This window comes from Streptomyces sp. NPDC021562 (genome assembly GCF_040640875.1).
GTDB lineage: Bacteria > Actinomycetota > Actinomycetes > Streptomycetales > Streptomycetaceae > Streptomyces.
The window spans coordinates 1-14945 of sequence record NZ_JBFACN010000014.1 but is presented as its reverse complement, the minus strand read 5'-3'; the positions used below and the strand labels follow the sequence as shown (position 1 = coordinate 14945).

Annotated in this window: 14 protein-coding genes; 12 read left to right on the top strand and 2 right to left on the bottom strand. The window is 71.6% G+C overall.

What is annotated here, in order from left to right; all coding sequences use genetic code 11:
• Positions 1-141: 141 nt before the first annotated feature.
• Positions 142-1197, top strand: coding sequence for a cellulase family glycosylhydrolase (locus AB0G52_RS22365; protein WP_132890804.1), 1056 nt, complete (start codon positions 142-144; stop codon positions 1195-1197).
• Positions 1198-1274: 77 nt separating this feature from the next.
• Here the strand turns inward: AB0G52_RS22365 and AB0G52_RS22360 are convergent, their stop codons facing one another.
• Together AB0G52_RS22360 and paaK are read right to left on the bottom strand one after the other, a co-directional pair.
• Positions 1275-1616: a GNAT family N-acetyltransferase gene (locus AB0G52_RS22360; protein WP_361338322.1), complete on the bottom strand. Its 342-nt coding sequence runs from the start codon at positions 1614-1616 to the stop codon at positions 1275-1277.
• A 185-nt stretch (positions 1617-1801) separates the two neighbouring features.
• Entirely contained in the window at positions 1802-3148 is a 1347-nt protein-coding gene (gene paaK, locus AB0G52_RS22355) for a phenylacetate--CoA ligase PaaK (RefSeq protein WP_361338107.1), read from the bottom strand.
• 204 nt (positions 3149-3352) lie between these two features.
• Here paaK and paaA point away from each other — a divergent pair, with 204 nt between their 5' ends.
• The 11 genes from paaA (at position 3353) to AB0G52_RS22300 (ending at position 14849) form a co-directional block, all read left to right on the top strand.
• A complete protein-coding gene (gene paaA, locus AB0G52_RS22350) occupies positions 3353-4324 on the top strand; it encodes a 1,2-phenylacetyl-CoA epoxidase subunit PaaA (RefSeq protein ID WP_132890807.1) in 972 nt (323 codons plus the stop codon).
• Positions 4321-4611 (top strand): 1,2-phenylacetyl-CoA epoxidase subunit PaaB, encoded by a 291-nt coding sequence (gene paaB, locus AB0G52_RS22345; RefSeq protein ID WP_132890808.1) that lies wholly within the window; start codon positions 4321-4323, stop codon positions 4609-4611. The genes paaA and paaB overlap by 4 nt, the downstream gene beginning before the upstream one ends.
• A 9-nt stretch (positions 4612-4620) precedes the next feature.
• The gene (gene paaC / locus AB0G52_RS22340) at positions 4621-5451 is read left to right on the top strand and encodes a 1,2-phenylacetyl-CoA epoxidase subunit PaaC (protein ID WP_361338104.1); all 831 of its coding nucleotides are present in this window, start codon (positions 4621-4623) and stop codon (positions 5449-5451) included.
• Positions 5445-5960: a 1,2-phenylacetyl-CoA epoxidase subunit PaaD gene (gene paaD / locus AB0G52_RS22335; protein ID WP_132890810.1), complete on the top strand. Its 516-nt coding sequence runs from the start codon at positions 5445-5447 to the stop codon at positions 5958-5960. The genes paaC and paaD overlap by 7 nt, the downstream gene beginning before the upstream one ends.
• The gene (gene paaE / locus AB0G52_RS22330) at positions 5960-7072 is read left to right on the top strand and encodes a 1,2-phenylacetyl-CoA epoxidase subunit PaaE (RefSeq protein ID WP_132890811.1); all 1113 of its coding nucleotides are present in this window, start codon (positions 5960-5962) and stop codon (positions 7070-7072) included. The genes paaD and paaE overlap by 1 nt, the downstream gene beginning before the upstream one ends.
• 264 nt (positions 7073-7336) lie before the next feature.
• On the top strand, positions 7337-7675 hold the full coding sequence (locus AB0G52_RS22325) for a hypothetical protein (protein ID WP_132890812.1): 339 nt from the start codon (positions 7337-7339) through the stop codon (positions 7673-7675).
• A gap of 190 nt (positions 7676-7865) precedes the next feature.
• Positions 7866-9479, top strand: coding sequence for a metallophosphoesterase family protein (locus tag AB0G52_RS22320; RefSeq protein WP_361338101.1), 1614 nt, complete (start codon positions 7866-7868; stop codon positions 9477-9479).
• Positions 9480-9651: 172 nt separating this feature from the next.
• The gene (locus AB0G52_RS22315) at positions 9652-11559 is read left to right on the top strand and encodes an FHA domain-containing protein (protein WP_361338099.1); all 1908 of its coding nucleotides are present in this window, start codon (positions 9652-9654) and stop codon (positions 11557-11559) included.
• Positions 11560-11711: 152 nt separating this feature from the next.
• Positions 11712-13271, top strand: coding sequence for an MFS transporter (locus AB0G52_RS22310; RefSeq protein ID WP_132890814.1), 1560 nt, complete (start codon positions 11712-11714; stop codon positions 13269-13271).
• Between the two features lie 174 nt (positions 13272-13445).
• A complete protein-coding gene (locus tag AB0G52_RS22305; RefSeq protein ID WP_132890815.1) occupies positions 13446-14204 on the top strand; it encodes an SDR family oxidoreductase in 759 nt (252 codons plus the stop codon).
• Positions 14205-14228: 24 nt separating this feature from the next.
• On the top strand, positions 14229-14849 hold the full coding sequence (locus tag AB0G52_RS22300; RefSeq protein WP_132890816.1) for a VOC family protein: 621 nt from the start codon (positions 14229-14231) through the stop codon (positions 14847-14849).
• Positions 14850-14945 lie beyond the last annotated feature (96 nt).

Below are 14945 nucleotides of genomic sequence, written 5' to 3'. Positions count from 1 at the left end.
ACCAGCCCTGACGGAGATCCCGTCCGCGGGCCGCGCAACGGATGTTCACGTGAACACGTCTGCCCGATGTTTACGTGAACACGTTGCCTGGGTCCCGATCCCCCCTCGCGCCGAGCCGCCGTCTTCCGAAAGGGCACGTTGATGCGCAAGACCCCCGCCAGAACCCGTGTCACCCCTCGCACCCGCGCCGCCCTCGCGGCGGTCGCGATCGCCGCGATCGGCGCCACCACCCTCACCGGCAGTCCCGCCGCCGCCGCGCCGGGCCACGGCACCAGCCAGTTCAAGGGCGTCAACTGGGCCGACCCGCGCGACAACTACGCCGACGACTACCTGCAGCTCTCCGGCCTGTCGACCTCGGACGACTACGCGCGGACCTACGCCAAGTCGAGCCGGATCATCTCGGCCTTCCGCGCCAACCTCGGCGCCAACACCGTGCGGCTGCCCATCAACCCCTACACGGTCAACGGCGCCTACTGGAAGTCCTACCGGGCGGTCATCGACGCGGCCTCCGACCGCGGCTTCAAGGTGATCGTCTCCTACTGGGAGGGCACCGGCGCCGACAAGGACGGCTTCATCGACGACGAGGCCACCTACTGGCCCATGTGGGACACCGTGGTGAAGGCCTACCGGCACGACCCGCGCGTCTACTTCGAGCCGATGAACGAGCCGCACGGCTACACCGACGCGCAGTGGGCCGACATCGCCGCGAAGTGGCTCGCCACCTACCCGTCCGTCCCGCACGACCGCGTCTTCGTCAGCGGTGCCGGCTACAACGACCACGTCACCAGCGTTTGTGCCGACCCGCGTCTGAAGGGCACCTACCTCTCCCTGCACCACTACGGCTTCTGGAAGAGCTACGCCACCTACGACCAGTGGGTGGCCGACCTCAAGGAACGCCTCGGCGACTGCGCGAACCGCACGGTCGCGGACGAGTTCGGCGCCGAGATGACCACGGGCCTGAACTACGACGTGCCGACGCCGTCGAGCAACCCGGTCAACTTCATCCAGGCCGACACCGACACCTTCCGCAAGCTCGGCATGGGCTCGGTGTACTGGCCCGGTCTGCGCACCGACGACATCTACTCGATGCAGAAGCTGACCGGCCCCGCCGACCGGCCCTGGCTGGAGACCACCAACCAGTCCGGCGCCGACCGCCTCGCCTGGGCCTGGGGCCGCGGCCGGCCGGTGGCCGGCTGACCGACGCCCCGGCGGCCGCGGTGCTCCCGGACACCGCGGCCGCCGGGGAGCGGACGGCCCGGCAGCGCCCCAGGGGGCTACGGCTGGAGCCGCCGCACATACGTCAGCCCCGGACGGCCCGACAGCCGGGTCTCGCCGGTGACGGTGAACCCGGTCCGGGCCAGCACGGCACGCGACGCCGTGTTGTCGAGGGTGGTGGCGGCCCGCAGGGCGGCCAGTCCGTAGGCGCCGGCGGCGCGGCGGCACACCTCCCGCACGCCCCAGGTGGCGAGGCCCTGGCCGGCGGCCCGCTCCGCGATCCGGTATCCCAGGTCGGCGGCGCCGTCAACGGCATCGGTCAGGTTCACCCGGCCCAGCACCGCGCCCGCCGGGTCGACCAGCACATGGAAGTGGCAGATCCCGGCCTCCTGCTCGGCCAGCAGGGCCTGGAGCCGCTCCTCGAACCGGGCGAAGTAGTCGTCGCCGCGATCGGGGACGGTCGCCGCGAAGTAGGCGCGGTTCTCCTGCTCGAAGACGACAGCGGCGGAATGTGGTCGGGACGGAGCAACTGGAGTTCCGGCATGCGGGCGACAGTAGGCACCGAAGCCCGGTCACCGCCACGGAGTTATCCTTCCCGCAGGTCCCTGACCCGGCGGAGCTTGCCGAGCGACCGCTCCAGCGTCTCCGGGTCGACGACGGCGACCTCCACGCTGACCCCGACGCCGTCCTTGATGCCCTGCGCGATGATCCGGGTGGCGGCCGCGCGGTCGGCGGGGGCGGCGTCCGGCCGTGCCTCCACCCGGACCGTCATGTGGTCCATCCGGCCGCGCCGGCCGATCTGGATCTGGAAGTGCGGGGCGACTCCCGGCGTCCGCAGCACGATCTCCTCCACCTGGCTGGGGAAGACGTTGACCCCACGAAGGATGATCATGTCGTCGCACCGGCCGGTGATCTTCTCGATCCGGCGGAACCCGGGGCGCGCCGTGCCGGGCAGCAGCCGGGTCAGGTCGCGGGTGCGGTAGCGGATGACCGGCAGCGCCTCCTTGGTGAGCGAGGTGAGGACCAGTTCGCCGCCGTCTCCTTCGGCCAGTGCCTCGTCGGTCAGCGGATCCACGATCTCCGGGTAGAAGTGGTCCTCCCAGACGTGCAGCCCGTCCTTGGTCTCCACGCACTCCTGCGCCACGCCGGGGCCGATCACCTCGGACAGCCCGTAGATGTCGACCGCGTGGATGTCCAGGCGCTCCTCGATCTCGCGGCGCATCTCCTCCGTCCACGGCTCCGCGCCGAAGATGCCGACCTCGAGGGAGGTCGAGCGAGGATCGACGCCCTGGCGTTCGAACTCGTCGAGCAGCGTGAGCATGTAGGAGGGGGTGACCATGATGATCTCGGGCCGGAAGTCCTGGATGATCTGCACCTGGCGGGCGGTCATGCCGCCGGAGGCGGGGATCACGGTGCAGCCGGCGCGTTCGGCGCCGTAGTGGGCGCCCAGACCACCGGTGAACAGGCCGTAGCCGTACGAGACGTGGACCTTGTGTCCCGGGCGGCCGCCGGCGGCCCGGATGGAACGGGCGACGACGTCCGCCCACACCGACAGGTCGTGCTCGGTGTAGCCGACCACCGTGGGGCGGCCGGTGGTACCGCTGGACGCGTGCACGCGCCGTACCTCGGACATCGGGACGGCGAACATGCCGAAGGGGTAGGTGTCCCGCAGGTCCGCCTTGGTGGTGAAGGGGAAGCGGCCGAGGTCCGCGAGGGTGCGGCAGTCGTCCGGGCGCACACCGGCCGCGTCGAACTTCCTGCGGTACAGCTCCACGTTGTCGTACGCGTGCCGGAGCGTCGCGCGCAGTCTGGTGAGCTGGAGTGCCAGGACCTCCTCGCGGGACAGCCGCTCGGCCTCGTCCAGCAGCGCCCCGGGGAGCGGTGCTCCCCGGCGGGTGCCCCCGGGGCCGGGCGTGATCACTTCGCTGCTCATCGCGGCTCCTCGGGGGCCGTTCACCATCTTGTGAACCGACCGAACATTCGGTTAGCGTGCGGCGAGGTCAAGTAATCCAGCCGGGCACCCGCATGTCAAGAGGTCGACGGCGGGCCGGGGACATGCCCGGCGGGGACCCTTGCCAGACCGGGGAGGGTGCGCCGTATGATGAACCGAACGAATGGTCGGTTGGGAGTGGTGGAGATGACTGAAGCGGCCGGAAGGGACGCCGAGCCCGAGCTGGAGTCTCATTTCGAGGCCACGATCGCCCGTGACCAGCGGATCGAACCCCGCGACTGGATGCCGGAGGGGTACCGCAGGACGCTGATCCGGCAGATCGCCCAGCACGCGCACTCGGAGATCATCGGCATGCAGCCGGAGGGCGAGTGGATCACCAGGGCGCCGTCACTGCGCCGCAAGGCGATCCTGTTCGCCAAGGTCCAGGACGAGGCCGGTCACGGCCTGTACCTGTACTCGGCCGCCGAGACCCTGGGCGCCGACCGCACGGACCTCACCGAGCGCCTCCTCGAAGGCCGCCAGAAGTACTCGTCGATCTTCAACTACCCGACGCTCAGCTACGCCGACGTCGGCGTCATCGGCTGGTTCGTGGACGGCGCGGCCATCTGCAACCAGGTGCCGCTGTGCCGCAGTTCGTACGGCCCCTACGCGCGCGCGATGGTCCGGATCTGCAAGGAGGAGTCCTTCCACCAGCGGCAGGGCTACGAACTGCTGATGACCATGATGCGCGGCACCGAGGCCCAGCGGGAGATGGTGCAGGACGCCGTGAACCGCTGGTGGTGGCCGTCCCTGATGATGTTCGGGCCGCCCGACGACGACTCGCCCAACTCCGCGCAGTCGATGGCGTGGAAGATCAAGCGGCACAGCAACGACGAACTGCGCCGCCGCTTCGTCGACATGACCGTCCCCCAGGCGGCCAGGCTGGGCGTCACCCTGCCCGACCCCGAGCTGCGCTGGAACGAGGAGCGCGGCCACCACGACTTCGGCACCCCCGACTTCGCCGAGCTGAAGGACGTCATCAGCGGCAACGGCCCGTGCAACGCGCAGCGGATGGAGCGCCGGCGCACCGCCCACGAGGAGGGCGCCTGGGTACGCGCGGCCGCCGGCGCCCACGCCGCCAAGCAGGCCGCCCGGGCGCGCAAGGAGGCAGCGGCATGAGCGACGCGCAGAACTGGCCCCTGTACGAGATCTTCATCCGCGGCAAGCGCGGCCTCAACCACGTCCACGTCGGCTCCCTGCACGCGGCGGACGACCGGATGGCCCTCACCCACGCCCGCGACCTGTACACCCGGCGCAACGAGGGCGTGAGCATCTGGGCCGTGCGCTCCGAGCACATCGCCGCCTCCGCCCGGGACGAGAAGGACCCCTTCTTCGACCCCAGCGCCGACAAGGTCTACCGCCACCCGACCTTCTACGACATCCCCGACGACGTCCCGCACATCTAGGAGCCGGCGATGAGCGACGACCACGTCTACCTGAGCCTGGCCGAGGGCCATGACGACGGCGACGCCCGGTGGGCCTTCGGCACCGGCTTCGAGGACCCGCTGCACGGCGTCGACACCACCGTGCCCCGGCACGTCGACGCCGCCGAGCTCGCCGCCCTGTGCCTGGCACTGGGCGACGACGCCCTGGTCCTGGCCCAGCGGCTCGCCGAATGGGTGACCCGCGCCCCCGAACTGGAGGAGGAGGTGGCGCTGGCCAACATCGGGCTCGACCTGCTCGGCCAGGCCCGCCTGCTGTACGCCCGCTGCGGCCAGACCGACGGCACCGGCCGCGGGGAGGACGCCTACGCGTACTTCCGTGACCCCGGCGACTTCCGCAACGTACGCCTCGTCGAACTCCCCAACGGCGACTTCGCCTTCTCCGTCCTGCGACTCCTGGTCTTCGCCTGCTGGCGGCTCGCCCACTTCACCGCACTGGCCGCAGCCGCCGACCCGGTGCTCGCGGCGGTCGCGGCCAAGGGCGTCAAGGAACTCACCTACCACCGGCAGTACGCCGCCGAGTGGGTGGTACGCCTGGGCGACGGCACCGAGGAGTCCCACGCGCGCATGCTGACCGCCCTGGAAGCACAGGCACCCTACTGGGAGGAGCTGTTCGCCGCCCACGACGCGCGCGACGCGGTGCTGGCGGACCTGAACCAGGTTTTCGACGCGGCCGGACTCCCCATGCCGACCGCCGCGCCGCTGCCCGGACAGGGCCGCGACGGCGAGCACACCGACCGTCTCGCCCCGCTGCTGGCCGAGTTGCAGAGCGTGGCCCGCGCCCACCCGGAGGCGACATGGTGACCGTCCTCGCCGACGCCCGGCGGGCCCGGCACATCGCCGGACAGGTGCCCGACCCGGAACTTCCCATGCTGACCCTCGCCGACCTCGGCGTGCTGCGGGACGTCACCGTCGAGCCGGACGGAACCGTGGTCGCCGACCTCACCCCGACCTATTCGGGCTGCCCCGCCATGGCCGAGATGCGGGCCGGGGTGGCCGCCCGGCTGCGCGACGCCGGCTTCGGCCGCGTGGAGATCCGCACGGTCCTCGACCCGCCGTGGACCAGCGACTGGATCACCCCCGAAGGGCGCCGCAAACTCGCCGGACACGGCATCGCTCCGCCCCACCCCGCACCACGGCGCCCCGCGGGCCCCGTCCCGCTGGACCTGTCGCCGACCCGGCGCACGGTGGCCTGCCCCCGCTGCGGATCGGCCGCCACCGAGGAGACCTCCCGGTTCGCGGCGACTTCCTGCAAGGCGCTGTGGCGCTGCCTCGGCTGCCTGGAACCGTTCGAGTACGTCAAGGAGATCTGATGGCAGAGCTGACGGCACCGGCCGCCGGTGTCCCCGCGACCGCGGTGCACCGGCGCCGCCCAGCCTTCCATCCCCTGCACGTCGCCGCGGTCCAGCCCCTGTGCGAGGACGCCGTGGCGGTCACCTTCGACATCCCCGCCCACCTCGCCGAGGAGTTCGCCTTCGGCCCCGGCCAGTCGCTCACGCTCCGCCGTGAGATCGACGGGCGCGACGAGCGGCGCTCCTACTCCATCTGCGCACCGGCCGGTGCCCCGCCGCGCATCGGCGTCCGCGAGGTGCCCGGCGGACTCTTCTCCTCCTGGCTGGTCCACGAGGTACGGCCGGGCGACACCGTCGAGGTGATGGCCCCCGCCGGAGCCTTCACCCCCGACCTCACGGTCCCCGGCCACCACGTGCTCATCGCGGCCGGCTCGGGCATCACCCCCATGATGTCCATCGCCGAGTCCGTCCTGGCCGCCGACGAGCGCTCCACGGTCACGCTGTTCTACGGCAACCGCCGCACCGCCACCGTGATGTTCGCCGACGAACTGGCCGACCTGAAGGACGAGTACCGCACCCGGTTCCACCTCGCCCACGTCCTGTCCCGTGAACCCCGCGAGGCCGAGCTCCTCTCCGGCCGCCTCGACGGCGACCGGCTCGGCGCGCTCGTCGCGGGCCTGGTCGACATCGCCGGAGCGGACCACTGGTGGCTGTGCGGGCCGCACGGCATGGTCCTCGAGGCGCGCAAGGTGCTCGCCGGACTGGGCGTCCCCGCCCACCGGATCCACCAGGAACTCTTCTTCGCCGACGAGCCGATCGAACCCCTCCGGCACGAGGAGGCGGCGGCGACCGGTCCGGCCAGCGAGGTCACCGTCACCCTGGACGGCCGCTCGACCACCGCCCTGCTGCCGCGCGGGAGCACTCTCCTCGACGCCGCCGCACGCGTCCGCCCCGACCTCCCCTTCGCCTGCAAGGGAGGCGTCTGCGGCACCTGCCGCGCCCGCATCACCTCCGGCGAGGCGGACATGCGCCGCAACTACGCCCTGGAACCGGCCGAGGTGCGGGCGGGCTACGTCCTGACCTGCCAGACGTTCCCGGTCTCCGACTCGCTGACGGTCGACTACGACGGTTGAGGACCGCGCACGTCGGCACCCGTGAACCGGAGCGCGGGCGTCCGGCATCCGTACCCTTGCGGCTTGCCACGGAAGTTGCCACGCTGGTCCTGCGGACCGCCCGCCCGGCGTCTCCGCGGGGTCCGCGAGACCGCCGGTCCCGGCCCGTCCCGGCTCGATACGCACGTGCGCGCTGCTCTCCCTCCCGGCGCTGACGCGCGGACCGTGCTCCCCCGCACCACAGCCACCGGCCGGACAGCCGCCGCCCCACCTGTGGAGCACACCATGGACACGAGCGAGGAGGCCGCCCGCGGCCTGACCGACATCCAGGACTTCCTGTACCAGCAGGCCCACCTGCGAGCGGCCCGGCGCCGCGTCGCGGCGTTCACCGGCCGGGAGCCGGGACTGACCGCGGCGCAGAAGGCGGACATCGAGCGTTGGTACCTCGCGGAACAGGCGTACGTGGCCCGCATGGTGACCGATCACATCGCCGCCTGCGTCAGCGAGGCCGAGCAGCGGCACCGGGCCCGCTTCGGCCACTGGCTGCGCGGCACCCTGACCGCGATGATCCTCATCACCGTCGCCATGGGGCTGTGCCTGACGGCGGTGCTGGTCGGGGCCTGAGGAGCAGTCCGCCGGCCGGTACCAGGTCAAGGGCGGGACGGCGGCAGGCAAAGACGAGGGCAGGTGTCGGTCTTGGTGGCCCGATGCCCGAGTCGTGCGGACCAAGTGGTCATGTGGTGTTCATGTGGCGGCAGTTGGGCTGGGCCAGGGTGCGGTCGTTGTCAGCACAGCTGCTCGTCGGGAGGGCGTCATGACCGCACAGACAGAGTCCGCAGAGGACAGACCGACGGAGGAGCCGGACGGGCTCAGCCGCCGTCACGCGCTGGGCCTGCTCGGGACCGCGGGGGCGGGCGCCGCCGCAACCGGACTGCTGGGAGCGGGCACGGCACAGGCCGCGCCGCTCGCCGCCCCGGCCCTCCACCTCACCGCGGACGCCTCGGGAGCGTCCCCCGTCCAGGGCCTGCACCTGACCTTCGGGGCCGACCCGCGCACCCAGATGACGGTGTCATGGATCACCGACGGCCCGGTGACCAAGCCGGTCGTGCACTACGGCACCCTGGAGCACGGCTTCGGCTCCAGGGCCGCCGCCCGTACCGTGACGTACGTCGACGGCACCTCCGGCCGCACCGTGTACGTCCACCACGCCCGGCTCGACCGGCTCACCCCGGACACGGACTACCTTTACCTCGCCACGCACGAGGGGGCGACCCCGGACAGCGGCACCTTCCGCACCGCGCCCCGCGGGCGCAAGCCGGTCACCTTCACCAGCTTCGGCGACCAGTCCGCCCCGCAGGTCACCTGGTCGGCCGCCGGCACGGTCGCCCTGGACGCCAACTCCACGCCCGCCACGAAGGACATCGTCACCGGCATCGAGCAGGTCGCCCCGCTGTTCCACCTCCTCAACGGCGACCTGTGCTACGCCAACCTGGATGTCGACCGGGTGCGGACGTGGAACAACTTCTTCACCAACAACACCCGTTCGGCGCGTTTCCGCCCCTGGATGCCGGCGGCCGGCAACCACGAGATCGAGAAGGCCAACGGCCCGCTCGGACTCGGCGCGTACCAGGCCTACTTCTCCCTCCCCTCCACCGAGTCCGACCCCGAACTCGCGGGCCTGTGGTACGCGTTCACGGCCGGTTCGGTGCGGGTGATCGTGCTGCAGAACGACGACAACTGCCTCCAGGACGGCGGCGACGTCTACATCAGCGGCTACTCGGGCGGCCGTCAGCTCGCCTTCCTGGAGAAGGAGCTGAAGGCGGCACGCGACTCGAAGGACGTCGACTGGGTGGTCGTGGCCATGCACCAGGTCATGATCAGCTCCTCCGACGCCAACGGCGCGGACCTGGGGCTGCGCGAGAAGTACGGGCCGCTGTTCGACCGGTACGGCGTCGACCTCGTCCTGTGCGGCCACGAGCACAACTACGAGCGTTCCCTGGCGGTCCGCGGCGTCGTGACCGGCAGCGAGACACTCACCCCCAACCCGGTCTCGCAGGCCACCGACGACATCGACGCCGGCCTCGGCACCGTGCACATGATCCTCGGCGGTGGCGGGGTCTCCGGCACCACCAACCAGAACTTCTTCAAGGACGGCACGGGCAAGGTGATCACCGCCGTGTCGGCGACCGCCGGCTCCAACGGCAAGCGCACCCCGACCTATGTCAGGGAGCAGGCGGTGTGGATGGGCGTCCGGGACACCGACCACCCCTACGGCTTCGCCGCGTTCACCGTCGACCCCGGCCGGCACCCCGGTGACACCACCCGGATGCACGTCACGTACTACAACGTGAACAAGCCGCACGGCGAGCTGTCGGTCTTCGAGAACTTCACCCTCCACCGCAGGCGTTCCGACGGCCACGGCCACTGACCCGGCGGGCCGGGCGGCTGCCGCCCGGCCCGCAGGTCCGCCCGGCCCACAGCCGGCCATCTACCAGCCAAGTGCCGTCCTGCGCACGGGAATCGGAGCGCCGAGCGCTCTGGAAATTCCCGGCGGGGCAACTATGCTCGCCCATAAGGGGCGGATGGCGAGGGGGAGTGCCGTGGCACCGGTGCTGGTCGGACTCGAAGGTCCCCTGGCGGGGGAGCGCATCCCGGTCCTGGACACCCGCGTCACCTTCGGACGCAACTCCGAGAACGCCGTCGTCATCTCCAGCCTGAGCGTCTCCCGCTTCCACGCGGAGATCGTCTTCGACGAGGACAACGGTTACGTACTGCGGGACCTGGAAAGCAGCAACGGCACCCTGGTCAACGGGGCCGAAGTGGAGTCCCGGCTGCTGCAGCCCGGGGACGTGATCACCCTGGGCGACCAGGAGTTCCGCTTCGAGGTCGCCGACGCCATGCAGACGCTCATGGCGCTCTCGCTGCCCCGGTCGGTGACGCACGGCCCGAAGGAGAGCGAACAGGGACCCGTCCTGAGGGTCGCCGTCGCCGGCGGGGGACCGGTCGGCCTGTCCCTCGCCCTGCTGCTGGAGCACTTCCTCGGACCCCAGGCGCAGATCACCGTCTACGACGGCCGGTGGCGCCGCCAGGGCCGGACCGTGACCTGGAAGGGCCGGGACGAGGGCAACGTCAGACGCCAGCAGGTGGTGACCGTACAGAGCCGGCAGTACCTGGCCTGGCCGGAGGAGGTCCGGGCCCGTCTCTTCGACCCGGAGCACTACACGGAGATGTGGCCCTCCGGCCCCGACTCGGTCGGCGACCACCACCCGCGGAACATGCGCATCGCCTACATCGAGGACCGGCTGCTCGACATCGCCAACGAGAAGCGGGACCGGATACGGCTCATACCCGCCCGCTTCGACGCGGCGGCGGAGCAGGAGGCCCTGGCCACCCAGCACGTGCTGGCGATCTGCGACGGCGGCCGGTCGCGCACCCGGGACCACTTCGCCGCCCGGTTCGGCAAGGCAGACGAGTCGATCTACTCCCTCGACGGCCGCCACCTCCAGGACGTCGTCCTCGGCCTGCGGGTGAAGTCGGGCCTGCCCGACCCCATGGCGGTCCTCCTCACCGTCGCCCAGAACCGCTTCCTGCTCAACTCGTTGCGCGGCGAGGGCTTCCTCAACATGCGGCTCACCGACGCCGAGGCCGCGGAGGTCATCGGTCTCGATCCGGTCCGCCGCGTCTTCGAGGAGTGCGTCGCCTCCCGGCCGTGCCTGATGGACCGCGACGAGCACGGCGACTTCCGGTGCTCGACCCACGGCACGCTCTTCCTGCCCGCGCTGGTGAAGGGTTCACCGCTGTGGCGGCGGGTGCGGGAGGGGCTGCTGCTGTTCGGCGTCGAGGCCGAGGACCTCACCGCGGTCACCGGCTTCCGCCTCGACATGGTGCAGCGCCCGCGCTTCTCCGCCGAGTTGCTGCCACCGACCACCCACTCGCCCGGTACCTACGGCTTCCTGCTGGGCGACGCGGCCAACGCGATCCACTTCTGGCCGGGCCGCGGCCTCAACAGCGGCCTCGCCTCCGCCGTCTCGCTGGCCCGCTCCCTCAACAGCGCCTGGAACGGGCGGCCGTTCCGGGACGCGGACTTCCTGCGGCACGAGGCGGCGATGTCCATGCTCCAGTACCGGCACAAGAGCCGGGCCTGGAAGGCGATGGTCACCACCGACGACCAGGGCGTCACATGGGCGATCAAGGACATCATCGGCCACGGCATCGACGGGGTCCCCGAGGAACCCGACCGCGAGGCCGACACCAGGACACTGCTGGAACGCATGCGGGCCATCCGTGACCGGCTCGCGCCCCGGCTCGCGGGCATGCCGGACGACGAGGCGATCCTCGAACGCCTCGGCACCCTGCAACCCGACACCCTCCGCATGCTCGTCCTGAGCGGCGCGTGGGACACGCTGACCATGGGCGGCGAGGAAGTCGACATCGACATCTTCTACGGCCAGGACTCGTCCGCGGCGGCCGCGGCGGTGGAGGCCCTGGAGCCCGTCACCCAGGCCTGACCCCTTGTTGCAGCTGCACAGGCCGCACGCATGGCCTCAGTGTTCCGGGGCAGCAGGTTCTCGTGCCAGGCGTTCACACCTGTCATGGAATTCGCTCCAGTGAAACATCTGAGCGCGGCAGCGCGCGGAAGTACCCGAAAGGGGGAGGCGGCGTGACCCAGGCGCTACCCGACGAGGTCCCCGAACCCGGCCGGACGCGGACACCGCGGCCGGTCGCCGAACTGCCCAGGCAGGTCCGCGACGAGCTCCAGCGCAGGCTCCGCCGCAACAGGCGGGCGTTCCGCACCGACGACGTACAGGTCGTCGAGCCACCGCTGCTGCGGCGCGCCGTCGGCGCGTCGGCGCTCGGCAACTGCATGGAATGGTTCGACTTCGGTGTCTACAGCTACCTCGCCGCCACCATCGGCAAGGTCTTCTTCCCCGGCGCGTCTCCCGGGGCCCAGGTCATCTCCTCGTTCGCCACCTTCGCCGCCGCCTTCGTCGTACGGCCCCTCGGCGGACTCGTCTTCGGTCCGCTCGGAGACCGCCTCGGACGGCAGAAGGTACTCGCCACCACGATGATCATGATGGCCCTCGGCACCTTCGCCATCGGGCTCATCCCCAGCTACGCCACCATCGGCATCGCCGCCCCGATCCTGCTGCTGCTCGCCCGGATGGTGCAGGGCTTCTCCACCGGCGGCGAGTACGGCGGCGCGACCACGTTCGTCGCGGAGTACTCCCCGGACCGGCGGCGCGGCTTCCTCTCCAGCTGGCTCGACTTCGGCACGTTCGTCGGCTACGCCCTCGGATCCGCCCTGGTCACCGTGTTGAACCTGCTCCTCACCGACCACCAGATGCTCACCTGGGGCTGGCGACTGCCGTTCCTGATCGCCGGTCCCCTGGGGGTGATCGGCCTCTACATGCGGCTGAAGCTGGAGGAGTCCCCGGCCTTCCAGCAGCAGCTGGACGAACACGAGAAGAGCCTCGCCCAGGAGTCGGCGGGCAGCGAGCTGAAGGGCATCGTGACGCGGTACTGGCGGCCGCTGCTGATCTGCATGGGCCTGGTGCTGCTGTACAACGTCACCAACTACATGGTCACCGGGTTCCTGCCGACGTACCAGACGGAGACCCTGCACCGGTCCAGCGGTTCCGCCGACGTGCTGGTGCTGATCGGCATGGTCTGGATCGTCCTGCTGATCACCTTCGTCGGACGGCTCAGCGACCGGATCGGACGCCGCCCCGTCTACGGGGTCTCCGCGGCCGCCATGATCGTGCTCGCGGTGCCGTCCTTCCTGCTCATCAAGGCCGACGGCACCTGGCCGCCCATCCTCGGGGTCCTGGTCCTCTCGACCCTGCTGGCGTGCTTCGCGGCACCGAGCGCCGCCACCCTGCCCGCCCTGTTCCCGACGGCCGTCCGCTACGCCGCGATGGGCATCGGCTTCAACATCGCGGTGGCGGCCTTCGGCGGCACCACACCCCTGGTGACGGAGGCACTCGTCAACGTCACCGGCGACGACCTGATGCCCGCCTACTACCTGATGCTGGCCGGTGCGATCGGCCTGGTGACGGTGTGGTTCCTGCCCGAGAGCGCGCAGGTGCCGCTCAAGGGGTCGCGCCCCATGGTCGGTTCACGCACGGAGCAGCGCGAGCTGATCACCACGTCGAAGCAGCTGTACGGCGCCTCCGTGCGGGAGGAGGCACCGCTCGCCGAGAACCCGCGCCCGGGACGCTGACACCGCTCCTGCGGGGCCCGGATGCCGTCCTCCGGGCCCCGGATGCCGTTCGCCCGGGTCGGTGACAGACTGGTCCCCGGAGTCGGTGGCCCGCGGCGCAGGCCCGGGAGCCGACCGTACCGGGGGCGGGGATTCCGGCCACAGCGAGTTCGACGCGAACGGCGGTGACCTCCCGTGAACGGGACCGACGCGGATACCGGCAACACGAGCGGCGCACTCGCCGGGCAGACCGCCGTGGTGGTCGGCGGCAGCGCCGGGATCGGCCTGGAGACCGCGCGCCAGGTGCGGGCGAACGGCGGCGACGTGGTCCTCGTGGCACGCGACACCGCCCGCCTGGAACAGGTCGCGGACGAACTGCGCCCGCTCGGCACGGCGGCGTTCGACGCCCGCGACACCGAGCGGCTGGAGCGCTTCCTCGGGGAGCTGCCCGACCGGGTCGACCACGTCCTGGTCACGGCGGGCAGTCCCGTGTACACGCCCCTCGACGAGCTGGACCTGACCGCGGCCGGCCAGGACTTCGGCGGCCGGCTCGCGATGATGCTGGCGGTGGCGCGGGCGAGCCGCCGGAAGGTCAGGGCCGGGGGGACCCTGCTGTTCGTCGGCGGCACCGGCGGGCGGCGGCCCGCAGCCGGCATGGCCGTGACGGGCGCCCTCACCGCGGCGCTGCCGGCCCTGACCGCCAACCTGGCGCTGGAGATCGCCCCCGTCCGGGTCAACCTCATCGCGGCCGGCTTCGTCGACACACCACTGTCGGCGGCCCTCCTCGGGGACGAACTCGACGCACGGCGCGAGGAGTTGAAGAGGACGCTGCCCATCGGGCGGGTGGTCGGCCCGGCGGACGTCGCCGCCCTCGCCCTGCACCTCATGGTCAACGGCGCCCTCACCGGAGCCACCTACGACATCGACGGCGGCCAGCAGCTCGTCGCCCGCTGACGGCCCTTACGGAAGGCGCGAGCCATGGACATGAAACTCGAGGTCGTCGTGGTGCCGGTGTCGGACGTCGACCGGGCCAAGGACTTCTACACGGCACTCGGCTGGCGGCTGGACGCGGACGTGGCCCCCGACGGCGACTTCCGCGTGGTCCAGGTGACCCCTCCGGGCTCCCCGGCGTCGGTCATCTTCGGCACGGCGGTCACCGAGCAGCCCCCGGGCTCGGCCCGCGGCCTGCACCTCGTCGTCTCCGACATCGAGGCCGCCCACAAGGAACTGGCGCGGCGCGGCGCCGGCCCGAGCGAGGTGTTCCACGACGCGGGCGGCGTCTTCCACCACGCCGGCACCGACGCCCGGGTCTCCGGCCCGGACCCGCAACGCGCCAGCTACGGCTCCTTCCTGTCGTTCAGCGACCCGGACGGCAACGGCTGGCTCCTCCAGGAGGTCACCACCAGGCTCCCGGGACGGCTGGACCCCGCGGCCACCTCGTTCGCCTCGGCCGCGGACCTGGCCGATGCCCTGCGCCGGGCCGCTGCGGCACACGGCGAGCACGAGGCCCGCACGGGCGCGGAGGACCCCGACTGGCCGGACTGGTACGCCCGGTTCATGGTGGACGAGCAGTCCGGCACGAAGCCGGCGACGCCCTAGCTGTGCTGTCCCAGGACGTTGGTGACACGCGGGCTGGGTGCTTGAAGAGGTGAGGGCCTTCTGGGTTCGGTGTGGATTGCGAAGTCTGCACCGACG

Excerpts from the sequence above, each read along its gene's own strand:
- paaC (WP_361338104.1), top strand. The coding sequence starts at position 4,621 with ATGAGCGACGACCACGTCTACCTGAGCCTGGCCGAGGGCCATGACGAC.
- paaB (WP_132890808.1), top strand. The coding sequence starts at position 4,321 with ATGAGCGACGCGCAGAACTGGCCCCTGTACGAGATCTTCATCCGCGGC.
- AB0G52_RS22300 (WP_132890816.1), top strand. The coding sequence starts at position 14,229 with ATGGACATGAAACTCGAGGTCGTCGTGGTGCCGGTGTCGGACGTCGAC.
- AB0G52_RS22365 (WP_132890804.1), top strand. The coding sequence starts at position 142 with ATGCGCAAGACCCCCGCCAGAACCCGTGTCACCCCTCGCACCCGCGCC.
- paaD (WP_132890810.1), top strand. The coding sequence starts at position 5,445 with ATGGTGACCGTCCTCGCCGACGCCCGGCGGGCCCGGCACATCGCCGGA.
- paaA (WP_132890807.1), top strand. The coding sequence starts at position 3,353 with ATGACTGAAGCGGCCGGAAGGGACGCCGAGCCCGAGCTGGAGTCTCAT.
- paaE (WP_132890811.1), top strand. The coding sequence starts at position 5,960 with ATGGCAGAGCTGACGGCACCGGCCGCCGGTGTCCCCGCGACCGCGGTG.
- AB0G52_RS22320 (WP_361338101.1), top strand. The coding sequence starts at position 7,866 with ATGACCGCACAGACAGAGTCCGCAGAGGACAGACCGACGGAGGAGCCG.
- AB0G52_RS22325 (WP_132890812.1), top strand. The coding sequence starts at position 7,337 with ATGGACACGAGCGAGGAGGCCGCCCGCGGCCTGACCGACATCCAGGAC.
- paaK (WP_361338107.1), bottom strand. The coding sequence starts at position 3,148 with ATGAGCAGCGAAGTGATCACGCCCGGCCCCGGGGGCACCCGCCGGGGA.